The organism is Tahibacter soli, from assembly GCF_025717065.2.
Classification (GTDB): Bacteria; Pseudomonadota; Gammaproteobacteria; order Xanthomonadales; family Rhodanobacteraceae; genus Tahibacter; species Tahibacter soli.
Map to the genome: position 1 here is coordinate 65,206 of NZ_JAOVZO020000001.1, position 20,946 is coordinate 86,151.

Annotated in this window: 17 protein-coding genes; 11 read left to right on the forward strand and 6 right to left on the reverse strand. The window is 62.9% G+C overall.

Annotated features, from left to right (window positions below):
• Positions 1-194 precede the first annotated feature (194 nt).
• The 3 genes from OD750_RS00330 (at position 195) to OD750_RS00340 (ending at position 7,014) form a co-directional block, all read left to right on the forward strand.
• A complete protein-coding gene (locus OD750_RS00330; protein WP_263544407.1) occupies positions 195-3,962 on the forward strand; it encodes a helicase-related protein in 3,768 nt (1,255 codons plus the stop codon).
• Position 3,963: 1 nt separating this feature from the next.
• On the forward strand, positions 3,964-6,063 hold the full coding sequence (locus OD750_RS00335) for a hypothetical protein (protein WP_263544408.1): 2,100 nt from the start codon (positions 3,964-3,966) through the stop codon (positions 6,061-6,063).
• A 537-nt stretch (positions 6,064-6,600) separates the two neighbouring features.
• On the forward strand, positions 6,601-7,014 hold the full coding sequence (locus OD750_RS00340; protein ID WP_263544591.1) for a phospholipase D-like domain-containing protein: 414 nt from the start codon (positions 6,601-6,603) through the stop codon (positions 7,012-7,014).
• Between the two features lie 243 nt (positions 7,015-7,257).
• Here OD750_RS00340 and OD750_RS00345 read toward each other — a convergent pair whose 3' ends face one another.
• Positions 7,258-7,590 carry a YegP family protein gene (locus OD750_RS00345; protein ID WP_263544409.1) on the reverse strand — a complete coding sequence of 111 codons (333 nt, stop codon included), beginning with the start codon at positions 7,588-7,590 and terminating at the stop codon, positions 7,258-7,260.
• 319 nt (positions 7,591-7,909) lie between these two features.
• On the opposite strand from OD750_RS00345, the gene OD750_RS00350 reads away from it, so the two are divergent.
• Positions 7,910-8,392, forward strand: a complete 483-nt coding sequence (locus OD750_RS00350; RefSeq protein ID WP_263544410.1) for a hypothetical protein — start codon at positions 7,910-7,912, stop codon at positions 8,390-8,392.
• A 451-nt stretch (positions 8,393-8,843) separates the two neighbouring features.
• Here OD750_RS00350 and OD750_RS00355 read toward each other — a convergent pair whose 3' ends face one another.
• Positions 8,844-9,533 (reverse strand): JAB domain-containing protein, encoded by a 690-nt coding sequence (locus OD750_RS00355; RefSeq protein ID WP_263544411.1) that lies wholly within the window; start codon positions 9,531-9,533, stop codon positions 8,844-8,846.
• Positions 9,534-9,663: 130 nt separating this feature from the next.
• Here OD750_RS00355 and OD750_RS00360 point away from each other — a divergent pair, with 130 nt between their 5' ends.
• The 3 genes from OD750_RS00360 (at position 9,664) to OD750_RS00370 (ending at position 12,219) form a co-directional block, all read left to right on the forward strand.
• Positions 9,664-10,488 carry a DUF3427 domain-containing protein gene (locus OD750_RS00360; protein WP_263544412.1) on the forward strand — a complete coding sequence of 275 codons (825 nt, stop codon included), beginning with the start codon at positions 9,664-9,666 and terminating at the stop codon, positions 10,486-10,488.
• A gap of 89 nt (positions 10,489-10,577) precedes the next feature.
• Entirely contained in the window at positions 10,578-11,039 is a 462-nt protein-coding gene (locus OD750_RS00365) for a DUF6194 family protein (RefSeq protein WP_263544413.1), read from the forward strand.
• Between the two features lie 472 nt (positions 11,040-11,511).
• Entirely contained in the window at positions 11,512-12,219 is a 708-nt protein-coding gene (locus OD750_RS00370; protein ID WP_263544414.1) for a hypothetical protein, read from the forward strand.
• Positions 12,220-12,281: 62 nt separating this feature from the next.
• On the opposite strand, the gene OD750_RS00375 is transcribed toward OD750_RS00370, so the two are convergent.
• The gene (locus OD750_RS00375) at positions 12,282-14,159 is read right to left on the reverse strand and encodes a choice-of-anchor Q domain-containing protein (protein ID WP_263544415.1); all 1,878 of its coding nucleotides are present in this window, start codon (positions 14,157-14,159) and stop codon (positions 12,282-12,284) included.
• A 166-nt stretch (positions 14,160-14,325) separates the two neighbouring features.
• Between OD750_RS00375 and OD750_RS00380 the strand changes: the two genes are divergently transcribed.
• Both OD750_RS00380 and OD750_RS00385 read left to right on the forward strand, forming a co-directional pair.
• On the forward strand, positions 14,326-15,210 hold the full coding sequence (locus OD750_RS00380) for an ADP-ribosylglycohydrolase family protein (RefSeq protein WP_263544416.1): 885 nt from the start codon (positions 14,326-14,328) through the stop codon (positions 15,208-15,210).
• A gap of 379 nt (positions 15,211-15,589) precedes the next feature.
• Positions 15,590-16,471 carry a hypothetical protein gene (locus OD750_RS00385; protein WP_263544417.1) on the forward strand — a complete coding sequence of 294 codons (882 nt, stop codon included), beginning with the start codon at positions 15,590-15,592 and terminating at the stop codon, positions 16,469-16,471.
• Between the two features lie 119 nt (positions 16,472-16,590).
• Here OD750_RS00385 and OD750_RS00390 read toward each other — a convergent pair whose 3' ends face one another.
• Both OD750_RS00390 and OD750_RS00395 read right to left on the reverse strand, forming a co-directional pair.
• Positions 16,591-16,854: a hypothetical protein gene (locus tag OD750_RS00390; RefSeq protein WP_263544418.1), complete on the reverse strand. Its 264-nt coding sequence runs from the start codon at positions 16,852-16,854 to the stop codon at positions 16,591-16,593.
• A gap of 26 nt (positions 16,855-16,880) precedes the next feature.
• Complete coding sequence (locus OD750_RS00395; protein ID WP_263544419.1) at positions 16,881-17,363, reverse strand: helix-turn-helix domain-containing protein; 483 nt, start codon at positions 17,361-17,363, stop codon at positions 16,881-16,883.
• A 163-nt stretch (positions 17,364-17,526) separates the two neighbouring features.
• Here OD750_RS00395 and OD750_RS00400 point away from each other — a divergent pair, with 163 nt between their 5' ends.
• Positions 17,527-17,778, forward strand: a complete 252-nt coding sequence (locus tag OD750_RS00400) for a type II toxin-antitoxin system prevent-host-death family antitoxin (RefSeq protein WP_263544420.1) — start codon at positions 17,527-17,529, stop codon at positions 17,776-17,778.
• Between the two features lie 234 nt (positions 17,779-18,012).
• Complete coding sequence (locus OD750_RS00405; RefSeq protein WP_263544421.1) at positions 18,013-19,119, forward strand: alpha/beta fold hydrolase; 1,107 nt, start codon at positions 18,013-18,015, stop codon at positions 19,117-19,119.
• A 48-nt stretch (positions 19,120-19,167) separates the two neighbouring features.
• Here the strand turns inward: OD750_RS00405 and OD750_RS00410 are convergent, their stop codons facing one another.
• Positions 19,168-20,577 (reverse strand): RtcB family protein, encoded by a 1,410-nt coding sequence (locus OD750_RS00410; protein WP_263544422.1) that lies wholly within the window; start codon positions 20,575-20,577, stop codon positions 19,168-19,170.
• Positions 20,578-20,946: the final 369 nt, after the last annotated feature.

Sequence of the window (20,946 nt, forward strand, 5' to 3'; positions counted from 1 at the left end):
GACTCGACTTGCAGTTCCAGCGAGCTGCGCGGGGCACAGTCAAGGTTTGCCCAAGCTTGAGTGTCTACGTTCGAGTTTTTCCTTCCCTGACGGACCTGCAGCGACCCGATTGCGCCCCGAGATTTCGCCTCGATGATACGGTTCGGAATCACCTGAAGGCCGAAACTGACGCAGCGCTCAAGTCGAGATGGGAAATGGAGTTCTCCGGCAGGGCGTACAAGGAGCGCTTCAAGGAGGCGAATTGGCCTGAGATCGAAGATTCAGTGCGGACAGCGGTTCTAGCGAAGCTAGGCCTGCCGCTGAAGATCACAACCATTTTTGCCACCGACGACGATGTCGATGTCGCGGGTGAGGGTGATGGAGCGGCGGAAGGTGTTGTCGCTCGAGGCGACGCCTTTCCACCCCTGAACGATGCGCACTTCCGGCCAATGGACGTGCCGCACAAGTGGCTACGCATTGATCTAAGCCACGAAGAGATTCCTTTTCTCGACTTCGACCCTTCGTTGTCTCAAGCCAACCTAAGTGACGTCGTCGACCAAGCCTCTGCAGGGCTAACACGAGCATTAGGCAGCGCCGTCAAGCGCTGGGCGGAGTCAGAGGTCGGCAAAATGTGGTGCTACCGGAAGGGCGTTCGAGTTCTGCCGTCGCAGTACAAGGGGTGGGAGTCATTTCTCGAAGCGGTTCGAGCAGATCAGACTAAGACGCTGACTCTTCCGGATATTGCACTCCGTTGGCATATAAGAGTTGTTCCGGATTGGTCAGATCCGTCACGGGCCAATCTGCACATCAGCCTGGAGAATGCGTCCGTCGAGCCAAAGCGCAACGGCGATACGGTAGACCAAAGTGTTTTTCAGGTTCATCTAGATGTGTCGATGCCCCTTGCAATGCATCGCTATCTTAGATTAGGTAGGGTTGAGCCGTCGTATCGCTACAACGAGTATCTCGACTATCCCGCCATGGGCTTCAATGGCGGCGTACAACGTGTCCAAAGCGGCACATCCGACGAGCTCAGGATTCGAACCACCTGGGCCCCTCGTTACACTCAGCCGAGAGTCATTCCGCGCCAGTATGCGGGCCTCCAGCCAAACATGCGGATGTTGAGCGGAGAGAACAGCCTTGAGCTGGTTCTACCTCTCGCGAAAGTCCTTGAGGATTGGTTCGCATCACTAGATGAGAGGGTAGATCCTTTTGCCGGACTCGGCGCCGACGATGTGGTCGGAAGAGCGAGAGAAACGAGCGGCTTTGCTAAAGACAAGCGAGGATGGCGAAAAGAAATCGATGCTGTTCGGGCCGGTCTCGAGATTCTCTCGGAATCGGAGCGGATCTGGAAACTGACGCGTAAGCGAGGTCCGCAGTCAGACGAGCGAGCTACTGTGTTCGAAGCTTGGCTATCGATGAACGAGACGATGGCCGACATGCTGCGAAGCCGGTTCAAGAATGATGATGGCGAGTGGCGCTTGTTTCAGCTTGCTTTCGTGATCGCGCACATTCCTGCAATTGCAACTCGCATGGATTCTTTTGCCAGTCGCTTTGAACGCGAGCGTGACGACACCGTCACCTTGCTCTACTTCGCCACTGGAGGTGGAAAGTCTGAGGCTTTCTTTGGCTTGCTGGTTCTTGCCTTGTTTCTGGATCGATTGAGGGGGAAGGCCATCGGCGTGACAGCGATGATTCGTTACCCGTTGCGCCTTCTCACCATTCAACAGGCCCAGCGCTGCTCAAAGGTGCTGGCGAGGGCTGAGCTAGTTCGCAGACGACACGAGATTGGAGGCGAACCATTCTCGATCGGGTTTTGGGTCGGCAGCGGAGGCTCGCCCAACAATCACTCTGCGCCTGGCGTCGCCGACATACCCGACATCAAGGATCAGGGCGCCGATCTAAAGACCGAATCGTTGCTATTGAGCCGCGAAATCAACTATGAACTCCAGAAAGCTGCATGGAACAAGATTCCGTCCTGTCCGTTTTGTGACGAGGATACGGTCCTGCGGCGCTTCTCGGCGTTGGGAGGAACGGTTGCACACGTTTGCTCGAGCCTGGGTTGCGCCGCAAATGAAGGTGTGTTCAAACCCCTTCCATTTTTCATCTGTGACGTAGACATCTACGATATCGCTCCGTCGGTCCTCTTAGGGACCGTCGACAAGCTCGCGCTCATCGGCCAGTCCTCGCGAACGATCCGAAGAATCTACGCAATGTTTGGCGCCGCCCCGTGGCAAGAAGAGACAACAGGACGCCTGAAGATCCCCAACGAACCTCGAGCCTTTGAAGGAGGGCCTGAGGCTGCTGGATGCGTTGGTCTCTTCCCTGCCTATCCAGACGGAAAGCGATTGTTTCATGACCCATTTCCGAGCTTACTCATTCAGGACGAAGCACACCTTCTGGATGAGTCGCTTGGCACCTTTGCGGGCTTGTTTGAGTCTGCGTTGGACGCCGTATACGGAGAACTGTCGAAGCCGCTCAAGGCGCTGGTTGCGCATGAGCCGGACAGTCAAACCCGCCGGAGGTCTAAGGTTGTTGCGGCATCGGCCACTGTTTCGGATCCCGATCGCCAACTAGAGCACCTCTATCAGCGTCCCGTACCGGCGATGCAGTTTCCCTACCCAGGTGAAAGTCTGTACGCCTCGTTCTACGCTGCGCCTGCAGAGCCCGCGGACGTACAGCGTTCCAGCCTCCCCGACATTGAGCAAAGGGCGAACTGGGCGCGCGTCTACGTCGGATTCATGACCAACGGTCGCGCCCACACGGCGACCACAGTGGCGGTCCTTTCAAATTTTCATGCTGCAATTTCCGAGCTAATTCTATCCTTCACCTCTAATGACGAGCGTCGTCATCTGTCGGCAAGAGAAATGCTCGCTAGCGTAGCTAGCGAAGGCCATATGCGGGGCGCCTATTCGGAGGCGCTAAGAAAGGCGACGCCGGCTGAGCTAGCTACGCTCGTGGATCTGCACCGGATCGCACTTACGTACGTCACGAATAAGAAGGGCGGTGACCAGATCATGGCTGCCGAGTTTGAGGAAACGCGAAAGCGTCACGCTGAGCGCAACTTGCCTTTGAAGGATCTGCGTACAGACCTAATTACCGGTTCTGTTTCCCAGGGTGATATCCAGAAGACTGTCCAGGACGCCCAGCAGAGACCGAAACCGGGCCAAGTATTTCCCGACTTGGAGACGGTGCTCCGATCCGTGGTCGCCACTTCGGCCGTATCTCATGGCGTGGACGTTGAAGAGTTCAACTCCATGTTCTTCGCCGGTCTGCCATCGGATATCGCGGAGTACATCCAAGCCTCTTCTCGCGTGGGTCGTACCCATGTTGGCTTTGTGGTCCTAGTACCAACGCCGCAACGAAGGCGCGACCGATACGTGGTGGAGGTATTCGACAGCTACCACAGATTCTTGGAACGCATGGTCTCTCCCGCCGCGATTGATAGGTGGGCGGGTCGCGCTGTGGAGCGCGTGCTCCCAAGCCTCATTCAGGCCTATCTCGCCGGTGTCGCCTACATCAACGAGGTGCACGCGGCACCCGCTGACAAGAAGCAAAGCGTCCGAGACCTCTCGTGGATTCCGAATATTGTCAATCTGTACAACGGACAGGCGACCCGAGGGCCGCTCGTGGCAAATCTCTGCAGCTTTGCCGAGAGGGCAATAGGACTGGATAGCGAAACGTTTGCTCCGGGTGGAAAGCAGCACTACCAGGAGTTGATCAAGGATCGCGTCGAGGCGATGTTGTCCGGGTGGGCGCGCGACATGCTCGGTGAGCAGCGTGGACTCGGAGACTTCTTCCGCGCTCAGAGCAGTGTCATGAAGCGACCAATGACCTCGCTGCGTGACGTCGATGAGGCTGGTTTCATCTCCTTCGGGTACCGCGACCTTGATGGTTCCAGGGGAAAAATTGACGACCACGCGGTGAGAAAGGTCATGAAACTTATCCGTGGCGGAGTTGCTGATGGTGGGAACGACGGAGAGTGATATGGCGTTCAAAAAGAAGTTCCGTAGCCCCGATGATCCGCCTGAGCAATCTGCTGCCAAGATGTCACGCTCACGCGGGCAGCTAGCGACCGTCTATGCCCCAGGGGCGCTCTTCACCTTTGAGGGCGGGCTTGGTGCTTGCCTATCGATCTCGGATCAAAGCCAGCACCCCGCGAAGGCCGACGTGTCGCAGGAGACTGCCATCCAGATCCACCTGCGATTGAGGGAAATTTGGCAGAGCTGGTACACGCGAGCAATGCAAGGGGGAACGCAGAATCATCCCGCCGTCGCAACCTTGTGCCTGGATCAGGCTCTTCTGCGCGACGGGGCGTTTCACGCGCCTGCCGCCTCGCGCTTCGAACTCGTCGATCCGAAGGCGATGTGTTACGTGCCTGCCCCGATGGATTTCGTGTGCAATACGTGTGGACGGTTTCGGAAGTTCGATACAGTGCGACAAGCCTCAACCCATCTTGATGATTTGAAACGCGAGAATTGCGACTCGAGATCCGAGGAGCTGAAAGGGAAGTGTCGTTGGCGCCAGCTTGATGTGATCTTCGTGCATTGGTCAGGGAATTGGGAGGCGCCGACCCCGGGACGCTGGGAATGGAGCGTTGCAGAGCAAAAGCTGCTCCCGCCAATCGGATCGTGTCTAATTTGCCATAGTCGCAAGTTCTACTTAATTGACAAATCGCCGCGGATTGGTGAATGGGTTTTCGAGTGCGAGAGGGGGCACAAGCACGGCGACAGTTGGCTGCAAAATGATCCGACTACCACGAAGCTTCTTGGCGATGACACAACTACGCGGCCTCCCCGTTGGCGGCGCATGGAGCCCATCTCTTACCGAGCTACGCCAGCGTTCTACCCGCACTCCGAGCAGTTCGTTGTTTTCGCCTCTGACCAACGCGACTTGTTGACGATGCTGCAAGAAGGCAACGAGGAGCAGCTTGCAGGGTTTGCCGCTGAGCGCTTTGGTGTGGGCGAGCGGCCGCCCAGCGACGAAGAGATTGTCGAGGTACTGAGGAAGGCGGGTTATTCCACCAAGGTTTCGCAATACGAACGCCTCATCGGAATGAAGGCACGGTTGAACGGGACTGCGATGGCAGAAGAAGTTGACGCGCAACTCAGGGACCTGGTTGTGGATTGGAAGGCGACTCCGGGCCTAGTTCCTCTCCAGCATGAGTCTCCGGCTTGGCTCATGCAGCTAGTCGCCAGAAGAATCGAGTTCGGGAGTCGGTACGATCCTTTGGTTCTGGCGGTTGAGCACGAAGCGCTTTCAAGAAGCAAACTTCGCGCGACCACACCTGTCGACGGCCGCTCCCAATTCGTTAGATTTACCCACCCCGATAAGGACCTCGCACCAAGAACGAGACCGGAGCTCGATACTCAAGTTTCGAGGACCACAGATCTCTTTCGCGCCTTGGGGGTTACAGAAATGGGACTCGTGCGCGAGTTCGACCTTTGTCGCTTCACCCATGGCTTCACTCGAATGTCGACCGACCCGTTGATTGAAAAATCGGATCAGCAAACCCTTCGGCTGCCAGTTCGCCTGAACCTGTTCCAAGAGCTCGGTAATCAGAAGATTCCGATCTACGTCGTCAATCAATCGAACGAGGCGATTTACATACGTCTTCGTCCGGAAACAGTCTACCAGTGGCTTCACAGTGCCGGAGTCGGTGACCTCCCGGAGTGGGATGGAGCAAACTCGCTAGAGCTTGGAGCTCACGTACTGGAATCTGCCGCGCCATTCGGAAAGTTCTTCGCGAATCTGACCCCTGGGCCTGCCAACACGTATCGCTACGTCTACACGCTGCTGCACACCTACGCGCACGCAGTAATGAAGGCTGTTGCCGAGTTTTCAGGGCTAGATCTTGGCAGCTTGGGGAGTACCTCTTTCCTGCGGATCTCGCATTCGTCGTTTACCGAAATGGCACGACAATGGATTTGGGCAACCTCTCCGCTCTCTGGAGAAACTACAACATTATCTTCCTTGAACACCTCTTGGCTCCCAGGACGCTCATGTGTGGCGCCGGAAGTCTGTGTGACTCGTTGTCTGGAGGCGCATGCCCGAGCTGTATCGTCATTCCGGAGACGTCATGCATAGCAGCCAACCAGTTGCTTTCGAGGTCCGTGATGCGTTGTGGGCCGGCCCCACGCGAGGATCTGGATCACCATGGGCAAGTAATTCGTGGCTACCTGGACGTCTCAGCACATGTCGCCAGCAATTGAACGCCTCTTTGTGCGTCTCGTCCCTCACGCTTCAGTGTTGGGCGGCATATTTGAACTTGCGGGCCAAGGGCGCCTAGAAGGCACTCACAGCAGCAAGGACGTCGCAAGGCTGGTTGGTCTCGGAACCGTACGTTTGCCAGAGGTGGTCTTAGCCCTGAGAGCTGCAGAGGGCTGCGACGCCGTGCGGCAGATCGCTGGCGATTGGCGCGTCGCTCTTGAGGTCGTAGAAAGCCATCAACTTGGACTCTTGTTGAAGGGCGCAGCGATGTACCGCGATCGAGTGCACGCGGACGTGGACCGAGTGCGGGTTGTGATGTCCAAGCCACCCCACCCGAGTAGGTTTGTGAGCGCGCTAGAGAGCACCTTGGAGGGTAGTTGGGGACTCTTGGCGACGAGCGAGATTCTGGGAGAAATGGCTGATCGCGCTGAGAATCGGTTTACCATCATGACGCCGTTCGTTGACGCCAATGGAGCTGCTCGGATCGTCCAGTTGTTCGGCGCTTCAAAGGCTAGCGTCGCGCGCGAGCTGATTGTTCGGGACCGGATGCCTGCGGCACTTGCTGAACTGGCCGGACACCTAGGACGTCTGGGAGTGAGGGTGTTTGTCTTCCGATTGCCAAGGAGCGACCGTGGAGAAACCGAGACGTTTCACGCCAAAGTGGTTCGCGTCGACGACTCGGAGTGTTACGTCGGATCGTCGAACATGACGCGGTGGAGCTTCGACTATTCTCTCGAGCTTGGCTTCCACGTGACCGGCCGTGCGGCAACGCAAGTCTCGCGAATTGTGGATGCAGTTATAGAGGTGTCCAACCCTGTAGCAATCTAGCGTGTAGATGTAGGAGATTCATCCGCGAGACATCGACCTAAGCTCCATTTTAGCCGTCGATTGCTGCCCGACGGCTGTAGAGCCCGCGCACTGAAGTTGGCTGCCTTGGTTATAGGATGCCGACAACCGCTTTTAAGGGGCGTGCGTGCTATGGCGAAGCACAAGCGATCGGCCATGGCGGTGAAAGGGGGAGCTAGCTTCATCCAAATCAGCTCGCTATAGGTTAAATCGCTGCGAAGATGATTAAGCCTGATCTTCAACCACTGCGTTCTTAGCCGCCCCCTTCACCGCCGCAATCCCCCCATCCCGCGCCGCCGCGCCGGAGTACATCTCGCTCGTCCCAATCACCTGATTGTTCCCCGCCCGCAGATTGAACATCGGGCTGCCGTTCTTCGCGTCCTTCTTCACGTACCGCGCGTCGTCGCCCGCGTTCTCGCGGACCGACGCGATGCCTTTCTCGGCGCTTGCCTTTGACGTGTACAACTCGCTCGTCAGAATCGTCTCGCCGTTGCTCGCCTTCAGCACGAAGCGGTACTGCCCGTCCGCGGCTTTCTTCAGAATGAACTTTGCGCTCATGTCCGGTTCTCCATTCGGTGGCTGACGCGGCGAAATTACTCCTCCGTCGCGGCCGGCGCCAGAGGCGCCGCCGCGTACTTCAACGTTCGGTCGCACGTTGCCCCATTCGCGTCCGTCGTACGCCGGATTCAATTTGACGACGGGGCGGTTGCTTCCGCCGCCTATACCGCGACTGCATGCATTTAGAACGTGACGTATACGATTTTAAAAGTTGGTTGCGGTTGTTGACTTTCCATACGTACGCGTCGGCCCGTAGCGTCGCCACGCCGATCGACAGGGGCATCGGCGACACCTATGTCTACTACTCGAGGTACGTGCAATGCCGCAGAACTTGATTTCTCTCGCCTGGACCGATGCCGAACTGGCCGAAGTCGATCAGGCGCTCACCACCTTGGAAACCCGTCTTGAAGGTCTCGCTTCCCTGTCGAACGCGCAGGTTCGCGCGTTGAACAAGATGGGCGACAAGTCCGAAGCTTTCGTGCGGCAGACCGTCAACGTGCTGGCGATGAACCCGCAGGTGCTGCCGCCGTCGTTCAGCCTCGCCGAAACCCAGGGGGATCTTCGTGCGCTGGATCAGTTGCGGCCGCGCCTGGCCCGGCTCCGGCGGCTGACCGATCGCGCCGACGATACGACGATCGCGCTCGGCAGCGATCTGATGGCCGCTTCGCTCGAAGGCTATGCGCTGTTGAAGGTATCCGGCCGCAACCAGGGGCTGGATTCGCTGCGCCAGGATCTGGCGGCGCGGTTCCGAAAGACGGGAGCGGCGAGCACGCCGGCCGAGGAGGAAACGCCGTCCGCATAGTCTGAGCAGATGGCAGGGCCGATGCCGCCGCACCGCGCCGGCATCCGCTACTGGCTTGGGTCGACGAGGCCGCCGCAAGGGCGGCCTCGTTCGTTGAGGGCCACTGCCGGGATCGGGCCTCGTTTTCGCGGGCTCTTCCCGCGCCCACAGCCCGCCGCAACACGTTTCGAACGCCAATTTTGCCGCGTGAGTATCCAGCAGTCAGCCGTGAGTGATCATCAGTCAGCGTTGAGTGGCCATCACCCGGCGGTGAGTAAAAATCACTCACGCGTGAGTATCCGCATGCTCGGCGCCGAGTGGCCAGCAGTCACGCGTGAGTGAAAATTACTCGACGTCGAGTGCTTGGCACTCACGGGCGAGTAAAAATCACTCGCGCGTGAGTAGTGAGGTACTCACGCGCGAGTGATTTTTACTCGCGGCCGAGTGATTTTCACTCAAGCGTGACTGCTGGCTACTCATCGCGCTTTCTGGCGGTTCGGCCCGGTTTCCGGCCGCTCGTTTCGGCGCCCGGGATCGGGGGCGAGAGACGATGTAAGGCCTTGATTCTTAGGGGGCTTCCGTACACCGAAACCGCAGAACGCGTCGTCACGACCAGATGATCCAGTACCGCCACGCCCAGTGCGCCCAGGTTCACTTGCAGGTACTCGGTAAGCTCGATGTCGAGCTGCGACGGCTCAGCGTACCCGGACGGATGGTTGTGCGCGAAAACCGCCGCGGCCGCGTTGCACGCGAGCGCCGACTTCACGACCTCGCGAAGATGCACCTCCGTACGGTCAATGGTCCCGGCGAACAGTTCGCGAAACTCGATCAGGCGGTGGCGTACGTCGAGCCACGCTACGGCGAACACTTCGCGTTCATACGCGCCGAGCCGCAGCCGGAACCAGTCCGCGACAAGCGACGGCTTCGCCAACAGCGCGCCGGGATCCCGCGCGCGGCTCTCGATGACGGCCAGTGCGCGCTGTATCAACCGATCGTCGCGCGCTTGCTCTTGCCGTTGCTGCTCGGTCGAGATGTAGCGTTCTGATCTGGCTATGCCACGTGCTTCGCCAGCGTGGCGAAGGGCGGGTTGCATCATGCCTGTGCGCTTCCTGCTCATGCCGGCGATGGTGATGCAATCGCATATTTTCCACAATTGAACCACGGTGGTTCATCTCGTGCCCGACATGCAGCGGGCATAGCTTGCCTTCACCGGCCCAGCGGTTATCGATCGACGCCCGATCTCTCCATCCTCCGTGGTACTGTGTCCATACGTAACCGTCTTCTCGGTCGCCATGGACGCTCCCGCAACGCCAGTCGAACACTCGCCGGAGCCTTCGGGCGCAGCCGAGCCGTTCGCGTCGCGGTTTGCAGTCGGCGGCAGCTACTCGAAGAAAGATATCTACGCGCTTTGCAACGTCCCGCGCGAGAGGCAGGGCGGCCCTTGGCATACGGGTTACGCTGAATTCCAAGGCGTGTGGTTCTTGTTCTGCAACGTCGGCGACGTCGCGCGCACGGGCCACGACTACGGTGATCGGTTCGAGGGCGACGTGCTTCAGTGGTATGGCAAGACAGGTTCTCGCCCGAACCATCCGTCGATCCGCGCGCTACTCGACCCCGCAACCCCAGTCCTCATCTTCTACCGTGCCAACAACCGCGACCCCTTCACCTACCGCGGTCGCGCTCGCGCCGTCAGTAGCGACGGCAGCGATCCGGTTCGCGTCGTCTGGGCGTTCGACGACAGCGCTGTGCCGTCGCTAGAAACGCTCGCACAGGAAGTCGTCGACGACGCCACGTCGTACGTCGAAGGCGCCGTAAAGCAAATCACCGTCAACGCGTACGAGCGCAACCCGCAAGCGCGCCGCGCGTGCATCGCGTGCTACGGCGCTACCTGTACGGTGTGCGGCTTTCGCTTCGATACGGTCTACGGCGATATCGGCGCCGGTTTCATCGAAGTGCATCACCTGAAGCCGCTGTCGCTGGCCGGTGGCGAGTACGTACTCGATCCGATCGAAGACCTGCGCCCCGTTTGCTCGAACTGCCATTCGATGCTGCATCGGCATCGGCCACCACTGTCGATCGAAGATCTCATCGATAGATTGCAGCGCGCGAAGAAATAGCGCTTCGAACCCGCGACGCCGGCACGACTCCGCTCGTCTACTGGCCTGCCACCGCTTCGACGCCTCATCTCATCGCAGCAGGACCACCCATGACCCAAAACAACCTCCGCCACCACCTCGCCACCAACCCCACCGTCCGCACCCAGATCGCCGCCCCCGACGACGGCAGCCCCGAAATCGCCTGGGGCGACACGTTCTTCTACGCCTGCGACGCGAGCGGCCGGCCCGCCAAGATGCCGTTTGCGACCATCGTGATCAAAGACTACGCCGGCTTCGACACCGCCTCGCAACTCGATCGCGGTGGCTTGTTTCGCCTCAACATCGAAGTCGGAAAACACAAATTTGAGGAATTGTTCGGCTTCGCGCCGAAGGCGCTCGACGCGCATCGCGACGCGTTCGATTTCACGGCGCTCGACCGGCTGTTCCCGCATCCGCTGTACGGCGCGCACGGCTGGGCGTCGATCATCAATCCGTCGGATGCGTCGCGGGATGCGGTGCTCGCGCTGCTCGACTTCTCGCTGGCTCGCGCGCTCGGTCGTGTGGCGGCTTGAACCTTCTTCGCCGCGGCGTTCTCAAGCGGTCCTTCGCTCTTCGGCCCACGAGCATGTAAAGATTCCGGCGACGATTCTTCGAGCCGATAGTTGCAACGCGTCGCTCCATAAGCCGCATCGCGGTAGCACATTCCGATTCGCGTCACGATTCGACGACCGGAACCCTATGCTCCGCGCCGGCCGATCTCGTCGATACGGCCGCTCGCTCCGGCTTTAGCTCCGGCGCCGACCGTCGGCCAAGAAGTAGGGGATTGCTCGTACTGCCGCGTCACGAGAGCGCATCCTGCCGAGTGCTCCCATGCCGTCGCTGTCCCAACTCGTCTGCGTTACCGCGCTTCTCGCCATCGCACCGCTTGCGACCGCTCAGGATTCGATACTCAACGCTCTTGACGGTCCGATACTGCGCCTTGCCCCAGGCGAATCCGGCACGTTGCGCCTGCGTGTGCAATCCGCAACGCCCGTGTGGACGAAAATGCTCGCGTCCGAAACGACGGACGACGAGTACGAATTCGTGCCGATCGGCGCCGCGGAAGGCTGCGCCGACCTCGAGCCGCAGGATTTCGGCCGCTTCGTCACGTTCGATCCGACCGTCGCCGGCGGCGATATCGAATGTGTCTATGCGGTGCATCGCGCAGTCGATTCGATCAACGATCTGTCAATGGACCTCATGCCGTCGAACGGCAGCGGCTTTCCTATTTCCGGTGGTGTCGCGCTGCGCTTCGGCGTCGTTCCCGACCTGCGGTTCGACGTGCGGCAGGAGTCCGTCGCGTTGCTGCCGGACGGGCGTGCGCAAAGCGTGGTGTCGCTGGTCGTGCGGCAATCGTCCGACGTCGCGTTGACCGGCGTCACTGCCGGGTTCTGCTGGCTCGGGAATGTCCCGGGGTTTCTGATGGACGGCAACTTCCGCGGTGGTTGTCCCGGGCCCGCGCCCGGCGGCGGTTTCTGCTTCAACGGCGGCTACGGGTTTGCGCTGCCGACGTTCGCGCCGCACGAAGCGACGACCTGCCGCGTGCGGCTGACGAGCCTCGAAGCCTATACGACGCCGTTGTCCTATCCGATCCAGTTGATCACGTGGTTGATGCGCGATGCCGCGACGGGCGGCAGTGTCATCGCGTCGTCGGGGACCCTCCGTTTTCTCACGATCGACATGGACGCGATCTTCCGCGACCCGTTCGAATAGCGGCGATCGATCGAAACCCCGCTGTCCCGCCGCGGTGCATCACACCATCCCGGTAGCGACCGTCAGCGCAACAACGCCGCATAGCGACAAGCCACGACGCCCTCGAAGTTGTCGTGAAAAACGACTTCACCAGGCCCCGACGGCGCGCCGTATTCGTACGCGCCCAGGTCCGGCGTATCGGGCCAGACGCGCGCCAGGCCGCGCTGGTCGGTCGCGGGCTGGGCGCTGGCGCAGCCCACGCCCGCATCGATCGCCGCGCTGCCCGCGGGCAGCGCCAGGGTCGGCGTGTCGCCGCCGTTGTCGGCCAGCGCGCCCAGCGTGATCGCGTCCGCCAGCGGCACGGGGCCCTGGGCGTCGTCGTTGTTGTTGACCGAACCGATCAGGTTCGCGCCGACGTAGCGCAGCTGCGCGGCGTTGGTATTGCTGCCGCTGCCGCGAAAGTTGACGACCTGATTCGCGCTCGCGCCGTTGGCGGCGGTATTGCCGGTCACCAGGGAATTGCTCAGGGTCAGCAGGGCGACGCTGGCTGCGCCGTCGGCGATGCGATTGCCGATCGCCACCGAATAGATGCCTGCGCCGTCACCCGGCCCCTGGTCGGCATTGGTCCGGACGATGCTGTTATTGGCAATCGTGGAAAAGTTGACGCTTACCGTGCCGTTGAGGTTGAAGATCGCGCCGCCCAGGCCCGAGCCGTCGCGGCCCGGGTTGGATGAGCCGGCGCCCGCGCCGCCGTTGGCGCTGTTGCCGCTCAAGGTGGTGTTGACCAAGCTCAGCGTGCCGGCGTGATTGAAGATCGCCCCGCCCATGCCCGCGCCGCCGCCGCCGTTGCCGCTGGGGCTTCTGCCCGCGCCGCCGCCGAAACCGCCGCGGCCTTGCGGCGAGCTGCTGAACCCGCCGCCGCCGCCGCCGCCGAAACCGCCGAAACCGCCCGTCACGCCGGAAGGCGCGCCGCACCAGCCGCCGCCGCCGCCGAAACCGCCGCCGCCGCCCGCGCCCACGCTGGACAGGCCACCGTTGCCGAACGCGCCGCCCGCGCCGTTGCCGGAACCGGCACCGGAACCGCCGCCGCCGCCCACGCCGCCGCCGCCCGCGCCGGCGCCTTGTCCCACGTCGCCGCCGCTGCCGCCGTCGCCGGGCGGGATCGAGCCCAGGCGTCCCAGTCCGCCGCCGACGCCGCCGGCGGCAGCGTTGCCGTTGGCGCCGTCGGCGCCGGCCAGGAATCCGCCGCCGCCACCGCCGCCGCCGGAACCGGCCACGCCGCCGTTCCCGCCGTAGCTCGCGCCGAGGGGGCCGCCGAAACCGCCGCCGGTATAGAACTGGCCGTCCTGGCCCATGCCGGCGCCGCCGTAGATGTTGCCTGACGTGTTGCCGCCGCCGCCTTGGGCGACGTTGCCGGTCAACGTCACGCTGTCGAGCGCCAGCGTGCCCTGATTGAAGACCGCGCCGCCCATGCCGGCGCCGCTGCCGCCGAAGCTGCTGTCGCCGCCGCGGGCATAGCCGTCGGCGATGGTCAGGTGATCCAGGCGCAGTTCTCCGGCCGGCAATTGCATGCCGCCGGAAACATAGAAAAAGCGAAAGCCGTTCGCCGCCGTGGTATCGGCGTGCGTGGCCTGCAGGCGCGCGCCGTGGCCGCGGATCGTGATGGTCGAGGCGATCGGCGGCAAGGCATTCGGCCCGTACCAGAAGTTGTTCGCCGCGCCGAAACCGTAGACGCAGCCCGCGCCCAGATCCAGCGTGTCGCCGCCGTTGGCGTTGGCCGCGTCGATGGCGGCGATCAGGGCCGCGCTGTCGCCGACGCCGTCGGTGCAGCCGATCGTCGTGGCGTGCGCGTTCGGCAGCAGTGCGGGCGCGATCAGGATCAGAGCGCCCAGGCGCGCCGGCCATGCGGCGCGCGGCGAGGTGAGGCGAACAACGCGAAAAACCGGGACGATGGCCGACATGCGACAGACTCACGGGAGGCGAGGAATTCTGCTGTGTCTATCGGAATTCGCAGGCCCGAACTGTCGTCGTTTCTCTACCGGTCGCGCGCTATGCCAAAGCCCGCGCGCGGTTGCTCGCCTGCTCCTCACCGGACCAGTCCACGCCGCAACGAGGTTACGAACGCCGATGAAACCACTGGAACTCGCTCGACTTTCTCTCGAAGGCCTGTCGGTCGGCGATGCGTTCGGCCAGTGCTTCTTTGCGCTCGACGATGCGGAGGCCGCGATCGCGTCGCGCCGCCTGCCGGACGCGCCGTGGTACTACACCGACGATACCGAGATGACGTTGTCCGTCATCGCCTCGCTCGCGCGCTACGGTCGAATCGAGCAAGACACACTTGCCGCCGACTTCGCGTCGCGCTACTCGTACGAACGCGCCTACGGTCCGTCCATGCATCGCACGCTGGCCCGTATCCGCGAGGGAGAAGATTGGCGCAATGTTGCCAATGCTGCGTTCGGCGGGCAGGGTTCGTGGGGCAACGGTGCAGCGATGCGCGCTGCGCCGATCGGCGCATTCTTTGCGCACGATCTCGACGTCGTTCGAGAGGAAGCGCGCAGGTCGGCAGTGGTCACGCACGCGCATGACGAAGCCGTTGCCGGCGCTATCGCGGTCGCTCTCGGTGCGGCGCTCTGGGCGCGATGCGGCGTCGACGGTCGCTGCCCGAAGGGTGACGAGTTCCTGGGCGAGGTTGCGTCGCGAGTCCCCGAGAGCGAGGTGAGGTCGCGGTTGCAGCGGGCGATATCGATAGGCTCGAGCGCAACGCCAGGTTTCGCCGTATCCGCACTCGGCAACGGCACCGACATGTCGGCACCCGATACCGTGCCGTTCGCCTTGTGGTGTTGCGCTCATGCAGGCGACAGTTATCCGGGCGCGATGTGGCTTGCGGTCAGCGCGGGCGGCGACCGCGATACGCTCTGCGCCATCGTCGGCGGTATCGTTGCGCTGCGAGTGGGCGTCGCCGGCATACCCTCGTCGTGGATCGCCTGTCGGGAATCGCTGCCGGTCGTTTGATCAATCAGGTTCCGTGAGATGGCGGCACCGATGTTATGGCGACGCCGACCGCGCCGACACGCGCAACTTCCATGCACATCGCTTGACCCGACCCAAAACCTGCGTCGACAGGCGGCCCGGAGCTCTTGTGCGTGTAACGATTCCTGAAACGATTCTTTCGGCCCTGGAATCTGCAACGCGTTGTTCCATAAGGCCGCATCGCCGTAGCGCGTTACGATTCGTGTAACGATTCGACGACTGGAACCTTGTGCTCCGCGCCGGCCGATCTCGTCGATACGGCCTCTCGCTCCGGCTTCGGCTCCAGCACCGACTGGCGGCAAAGAAGTAGGGGCTTGCTCGTGCTGCCGCGTCACGAGAGCGCATCCTGCCGAGCGCTCCCATGTTGTCGCTGCCTCATCTCGTCTGCGTTACCGCACTTCTCGCCATCGCGCCCGTTACGAACGCCCAGGATTCAGTGCTCAGCGCTCCGGACGGTCCGATACTGCGCCTTGCCCCAGGCGAATCCGGCACGTTGCGCCTGCGTGTGCAATCCGCAACGCCCGTGTGGACGAAGATGCTCGCGTCCGAAGCGACGGACGACGAGTACGAATTCGTGCCGATCGGCGCCGCGGAAGGCTGCGCCGATCTCGAGCCGCAGGATTTCGGCCGCTTCGTCACGTTCGATCCGACCGTCGCCGGCGGCGATATCGAATGCGTTTATGCGGTGCATCGCGCAATCGATTCGATCAACGATCTGTCGATGGACCTCATGCCGTCGAACGGCAGCGGCTTTCCGATTTCCGGCGGTGTCGCGCTGCGCTTCGGCGTCGTTCCCGATTTGCGGTTCGATGTGCGGCAGGAGTCCGTCGCGTTGCTGCCGGACGGGCGTGCGCAAAGCGTGGTGTCGCTGGTCGTGTGGCAATCGTCCGACGTCGCGTTGACCGGCGTCACTGCCGGGTTCTGCTGGATCGGGAATGTCCCGGGGTTTCTGATGGACGGCAACTTCCGGGGCGGTTGTCCCGGGCCCGCGCCCGGCGGCGGTTTCTGCTTCGACGGCGGCTACGGTTTTGCGCTGCCGACGTTCGCGCCGCACGAAGCGACGACCTGCCGCGTGCGGCTGACGAGCCTCGAAGCCTATACGACCCCGTTGTCCTATCCGATCCAGTTGATCACGTGGTTGATGCGCGATGCCGCGACGGGCGGCAGTGTCATCGCGTCGTCGGGGGCCATCCATTTTCTCACGATCGACCTGGACGCGATCTTCCGCGACCGGTTCGAATAGCGGCGATCGATTTCGGCCGTTGACTTGCGAGGCACATCCCCGTTCGCGCAACCGAATAGGGCGTTCGATAGCCATGTGGTCGGCACAGCGCCGAAATCCGCGTACAAATCGTGACGCGCTCACTCCGCCAACCGAAACGCCGCAGCCATCCGCGCCTTCTCGCCGGCGTGTAGACCCAGCCGATCGGCGATCGTGCGCCATTGCCGCACAACGCCCCGACTGTTCTCGATGATCCCTTCAGCATCCTTCTTGGACACCCGAAAATGCGACACGACTGATCGTGCGACGTCGAGATCCAGCGCAAGCGTCGAAGTATCGAACTCGAACAGTTCGCGCGTCGCGCCTCGCGTGCAGCCATTCAGACGCGGCGGTTGCGCACGCACGATCCCGTGCGCGCAGTCGGCGATTGCTACCCTCGTCGCACCTTCTTATTCGACGGCACCGTCGGTTTGATCAGCGCGGCCAGCGCGTCGGCACTGATGAAGTCGCCTTGCACGGTCCAGTCTTCGCTGTCCGTCAAAGGCGCCGGTGACTTTTCGATCTTCTTGCCGGTCTGGGCTGCGACGGCATTGCGTTGCTGCTCCTGCGCGGCGGTGCGCGCGGGGCCAGTCAGTCGCGCGTCCTGCAACTCGCGTCCGACGGGATCGGCTTGCGCGAGCAGATCGATGTCTTTTTCGATACCCAACACCTGCATGACCGCGAGATACGCGCCGATCGTGACCCCCGAACCGCCGCGTTCAAGATTGCGCAACGTCATCGGCGTCATGCCTGCCCGCTCGGCCACCTGGCTTGCTGGAAGCCGCCTGCGCAAACGCGCGAGGCGCAGACGGTCGCCGAATCGGCGAAGCCGTTCCTCGGCGATCGGAAGCAAGGGTGCGGTTTTTCTGCCCATGTCAGCAATTATTCTGTCCGAATTGGTTGAAAAGCTGACAGAATATTAACAGCTTGGTCTGCCGTCTATCGGGTGCGCGCTGCCCGATCCCGAAGCGAGTGGAAACCCCCGGTCGCCGAAACCGGAAGAACTATTGCAGCAATACTGCTCAGGAGGAGCGACGATGCATATCAACTCGATTTCCAGCAGCGACTTCGATCGAGATGTCGAGCGAGCGAAGCGGTCTGCCGAAGCGGGGCCGATACTCATCACGGACCGGGGGCGGCCCACTCATGTCTTGCTGACCATGGCGGAGTACCGACGACTGGCGGGTCGGAAGACGATGGCCGAGCTACTTTGGCTGCCGGACGCCGATCTGCCGGACATCACTGCGACGGCGACAGGGGATGAGGTCAGAGCGGCCGAGTTCGATTGACGATGGCCGAGGACAATCTGTCCGCCTCGATGTATCAAGCCGCCATGTCGCGCTTCGCGTATCTACGCTGCGCAGGAGGTGCACCTGCGGAACTGCGCGCGGGTGCCGCTCGGGCTGTCCGAAGCAGCCGGTATCTCCTGCTGCCCGCGCGTCGAATGACAACGCTCACTTGAACGTCCCTCGCGAGCCCTCCAGCATGCTACGTCCGCCCCACGCCAGGCTCGCACGCCAACTATGAAACTTCTGGCTTTTGTTCTATCCGCGCTCACCGCCGCCTCCGCCGCGCACGCCCAATCCTGCCCCGACCTCACCCCCTACGCCAAAGCCCGCGAAACCATCGCCGACCTCGGCCGTATCGTCGCGCCCGAAGGCGTGCAGGAGCAGTACAAGACGCGCATCGGCGGCGTCGAGCAGTGGGTCAACGTGCGCGGGCAGGATCGCGCCAATCCGATCATTCTCTTCGTACACGGCGGCCCCGCGTCGCCGCTGATTCCGCGCCTGTGGCAGTTCCAGCGGCCGATCGAGGAATACTTCACCGTCGTCAACTACGACCAGCGCGCCTCCGGCAAAACCTTTCGCGAGGATTCGAGCGACGCCCTCGGCGAAACGCTGAAGGTCGAGCGCTACGCCGACGACGCGATCGAGCTCGCGCAGTACGTGCTCAAGCGCTACGGCAAGAAGAAGGTCGTGCTGATGGGCCACAGCTGGGGCACGATCGTCGCGATTCGCGCGGCGTTGAAGCGTCCGGACCTGTTCTACGCGTACGTCGGCATAGGGCAGGTGATCAACGTGCGCACGAACGAGAAGGTCAGCTACGACTTCGCCGTCGCCGAGGCCACGCGCCGCGGCAATACCGAGGCGGTCGAGGAGCTCAAAAAGATCGCGCCGTATCCCGGCGACACGCCGATCACGCGCGAGCGCATCATCGCGGCGCGCAAGTGGGCGCAGTTCTACGGCGGCCTCACGGCGTATCGCGAGTCGTCGCAGTATTTCTACGACGCGCCGCTCTTGTCGTCCGACTACGACGCGCAAGACGCCTGCGCGATCGACAAGAGCAACGTGTTCACGCTCGGCCGCGTGCTGCCGGAATTTCTCGAAGTGGATTATTCCAAAGTGACGGCGTTTCCGATTCCCGTGTTCATGTTCATGGGGCGCCACGACTACACGACGCCGTCGGTGCCGACCGAAGCGTGGCTGAAAACCGTCAAGGCGCCGCGCAAGCAGGGCGTGTGGTTCGAGCACTCGTCGCACATGATTCCGTGGGAAGAGCCCGGCAAGCTGCTCGTGAGCCTGCTGCAGTACGTGCGGCCGTTGGCGGTCGACAAGAAGACGGACAAGTAACGCGCGACCGGCGAGAGCGGCGCATCCTCGCGCCGCTCTCGCCCGTCTTTACGCCTTGAACGTGCGCCACGGCCGCAGCTTCACCGCCGCGCGCAGCAGGCCCGCTTCTTCCTGCGCCGCGACCACCGGGCCGATGGGCTTGTACGCCTCGGGCGCTTCTTCGAGCCGGCGTTCCTCGCGCAACGCGATGCAGCGCCACGTCGGCGCTTCGCCGCTCGCATCGACCTGGCTGCGTCGCACCGCTTGCCGCCGCACCGCGCGGCCGGCGCCGTGGCTGCACGACCACAGCCAGTCGGGATGTCCCAGGCCTGTGACGAGATACGACGCGTCGCCCATCGATCCGGGCAGCAGCGCCCACTGGCCCGCGTGCGCCGGCGTCGCGCCCTTGCGGTGCAGGTTCATGCCGTGTTCGCGCGTCACCACGTTGTGCGGCACGTCTACGACGAGGCGCGACTGCGACGCGCCGACCGTCGCCTCCAGCGCTTCGCGCACCCACTCGGCGAGCACCACGCGGTTGAGCCACGCGTAACGCGCGGCGGTGCCCATGGCTTCGAGAAACGCGTCGGCTTCGGCGCCTCGCAGCGCGTACAGGCCGCTCGCCGGATGCCGCCGATCGCGCGGCCACGCGTCGCGCGCGCGATCGATCCAGCGCTGGCCGACATGAAAGCCCATGCCGCGCGATCCGCTGTGGATCATCGCCACGACTTCGCCGACGCGCAGCCCCGCCGCGTGCGCGGCATGACGATCGATCACGGCGTCGACCACCTGCAGTTCGACGAAGTGATTGCCCGAGCCGACGGTGCCGAGGTCCGGCGCGCGCACGCGTTCGCGCCCGGTGACCCACGCGTCGGGCGCGTGGTCGGGCGCACCGCCGAAGCTGTCGAGCGCGACGCAGTCGTCGATCTCCGCGCGCAGGCGAGTGCGATCGGCGCCGGCCCACACGCCTTCCGGCGCGAGTGCGTCGACGAACGCGTGCGCGCCGTCGGCGAACAGCGCGCGGAACGCGGCGCTCGGCACCGGCGCGTCGGTTTCGCCGTGCAAGAGCCGGCGCGTGAGGTGCGCGGTCCAGCGCGCTTCGTGCGCGGCGAGCAGTTCCTGCCGCACGCCGGTGGTGACGAGGCGCATGCCGCAGTTGATGTCGGTGCCGATCGCCGCGGGCACGACGACGTCGGGATCGGTCGCGACGATGCTGCCGACGGGTGCGAGGCTGCCGGGATGAAAATCCGGGGTCGCGCACGCGCACCGCACCGGGTGCGGGCGGTCGGGCCAGCCGACGCTCGCGAAGTCGAGCAGTTGCGCGACGCCTTTCGCCTCGAGCGGAAATTCGGCGGGCAACAGGATGTGTGCCGACGCGTCGCCGCGCCGCACGCGGTACACGCCGTTTTCGCACGACACGGCAATGCCGCGCCGGGCGAACGCCTTGAGCAGGCGAGGCCAGGAAGAAACGGAGGAATTCATGAGAGTGATCTGCTGAAAGAGGGACGCACGGACGCGCGCTCCGGATGGAGAGGCGCGACAACGAGGTTTTCAGCAGCCACGAGGGCGGCGCGGATTCGACCACGGCGCCGGTGTTTGGGTCAAGGGCGGTGCGCGAATGGATTTGATGCGTGGCGTGCCCGGACTTGTTCTGACGCCGCAAACGGCGAAAACCGGTACTCGACGCGATCGTCGGCGGCGCCCCATCCCGACCTTCTCCCCCAACGCAGTTGGGGGAGAAGGAGTTGAAGGTTCCAGCGCTTCGCCGCTGTAGAGAATGTATCGACGATTTCAACGCCGCGTTGCTCAAAGCCCTCTCCCCCAAGCTTGCTTGGGGGAGAGGGTTGGGTG

Excerpts from the sequence above, each read along its gene's own strand:
- OD750_RS00350 (WP_263544410.1), top strand. The coding sequence starts at position 7,910 with ATGCCGCAGAACTTGATTTCTCTCGCCTGGACCGATGCCGAACTGGCC.
- OD750_RS00335 (WP_263544408.1), top strand. The coding sequence starts at position 3,964 with ATGGCGTTCAAAAAGAAGTTCCGTAGCCCCGATGATCCGCCTGAGCAA.
- OD750_RS00365 (WP_263544413.1), top strand. The coding sequence starts at position 10,578 with ATGACCCAAAACAACCTCCGCCACCACCTCGCCACCAACCCCACCGTC.
- OD750_RS00395 (WP_263544419.1), bottom strand. The coding sequence starts at position 17,363 with ATGGGCAGAAAAACCGCACCCTTGCTTCCGATCGCCGAGGAACGGCTT.
- OD750_RS00380 (WP_263544416.1), top strand. The coding sequence starts at position 14,326 with ATGAAACCACTGGAACTCGCTCGACTTTCTCTCGAAGGCCTGTCGGTC.
- OD750_RS00345 (WP_263544409.1), bottom strand. The coding sequence starts at position 7,590 with ATGAGCGCAAAGTTCATTCTGAAGAAAGCCGCGGACGGGCAGTACCGC.
- OD750_RS00370 (WP_263544414.1), top strand. The coding sequence starts at position 11,512 with ATGCTCGCGTCCGAAACGACGGACGACGAGTACGAATTCGTGCCGATC.
- OD750_RS00360 (WP_263544412.1), top strand. The coding sequence starts at position 9,664 with ATGGACGCTCCCGCAACGCCAGTCGAACACTCGCCGGAGCCTTCGGGC.
- OD750_RS00340 (WP_263544591.1), top strand. The coding sequence starts at position 6,601 with ATGGCTGATCGCGCTGAGAATCGGTTTACCATCATGACGCCGTTCGTT.
- OD750_RS00400 (WP_263544420.1), top strand. The coding sequence starts at position 17,527 with ATGCATATCAACTCGATTTCCAGCAGCGACTTCGATCGAGATGTCGAG.
- OD750_RS00410 (WP_263544422.1), bottom strand. The coding sequence starts at position 20,577 with ATGAATTCCTCCGTTTCTTCCTGGCCTCGCCTGCTCAAGGCGTTCGCC.
- OD750_RS00405 (WP_263544421.1), top strand. The coding sequence starts at position 18,013 with ATGAAACTTCTGGCTTTTGTTCTATCCGCGCTCACCGCCGCCTCCGCC.
- OD750_RS00330 (WP_263544407.1), top strand. The coding sequence starts at position 195 with ATGGAGTTCTCCGGCAGGGCGTACAAGGAGCGCTTCAAGGAGGCGAAT.
- OD750_RS00385 (WP_263544417.1), top strand. The coding sequence starts at position 15,590 with ATGTTGTCGCTGCCTCATCTCGTCTGCGTTACCGCACTTCTCGCCATC.
- OD750_RS00375 (WP_263544415.1), bottom strand. The coding sequence starts at position 14,159 with ATGTCGGCCATCGTCCCGGTTTTTCGCGTTGTTCGCCTCACCTCGCCG.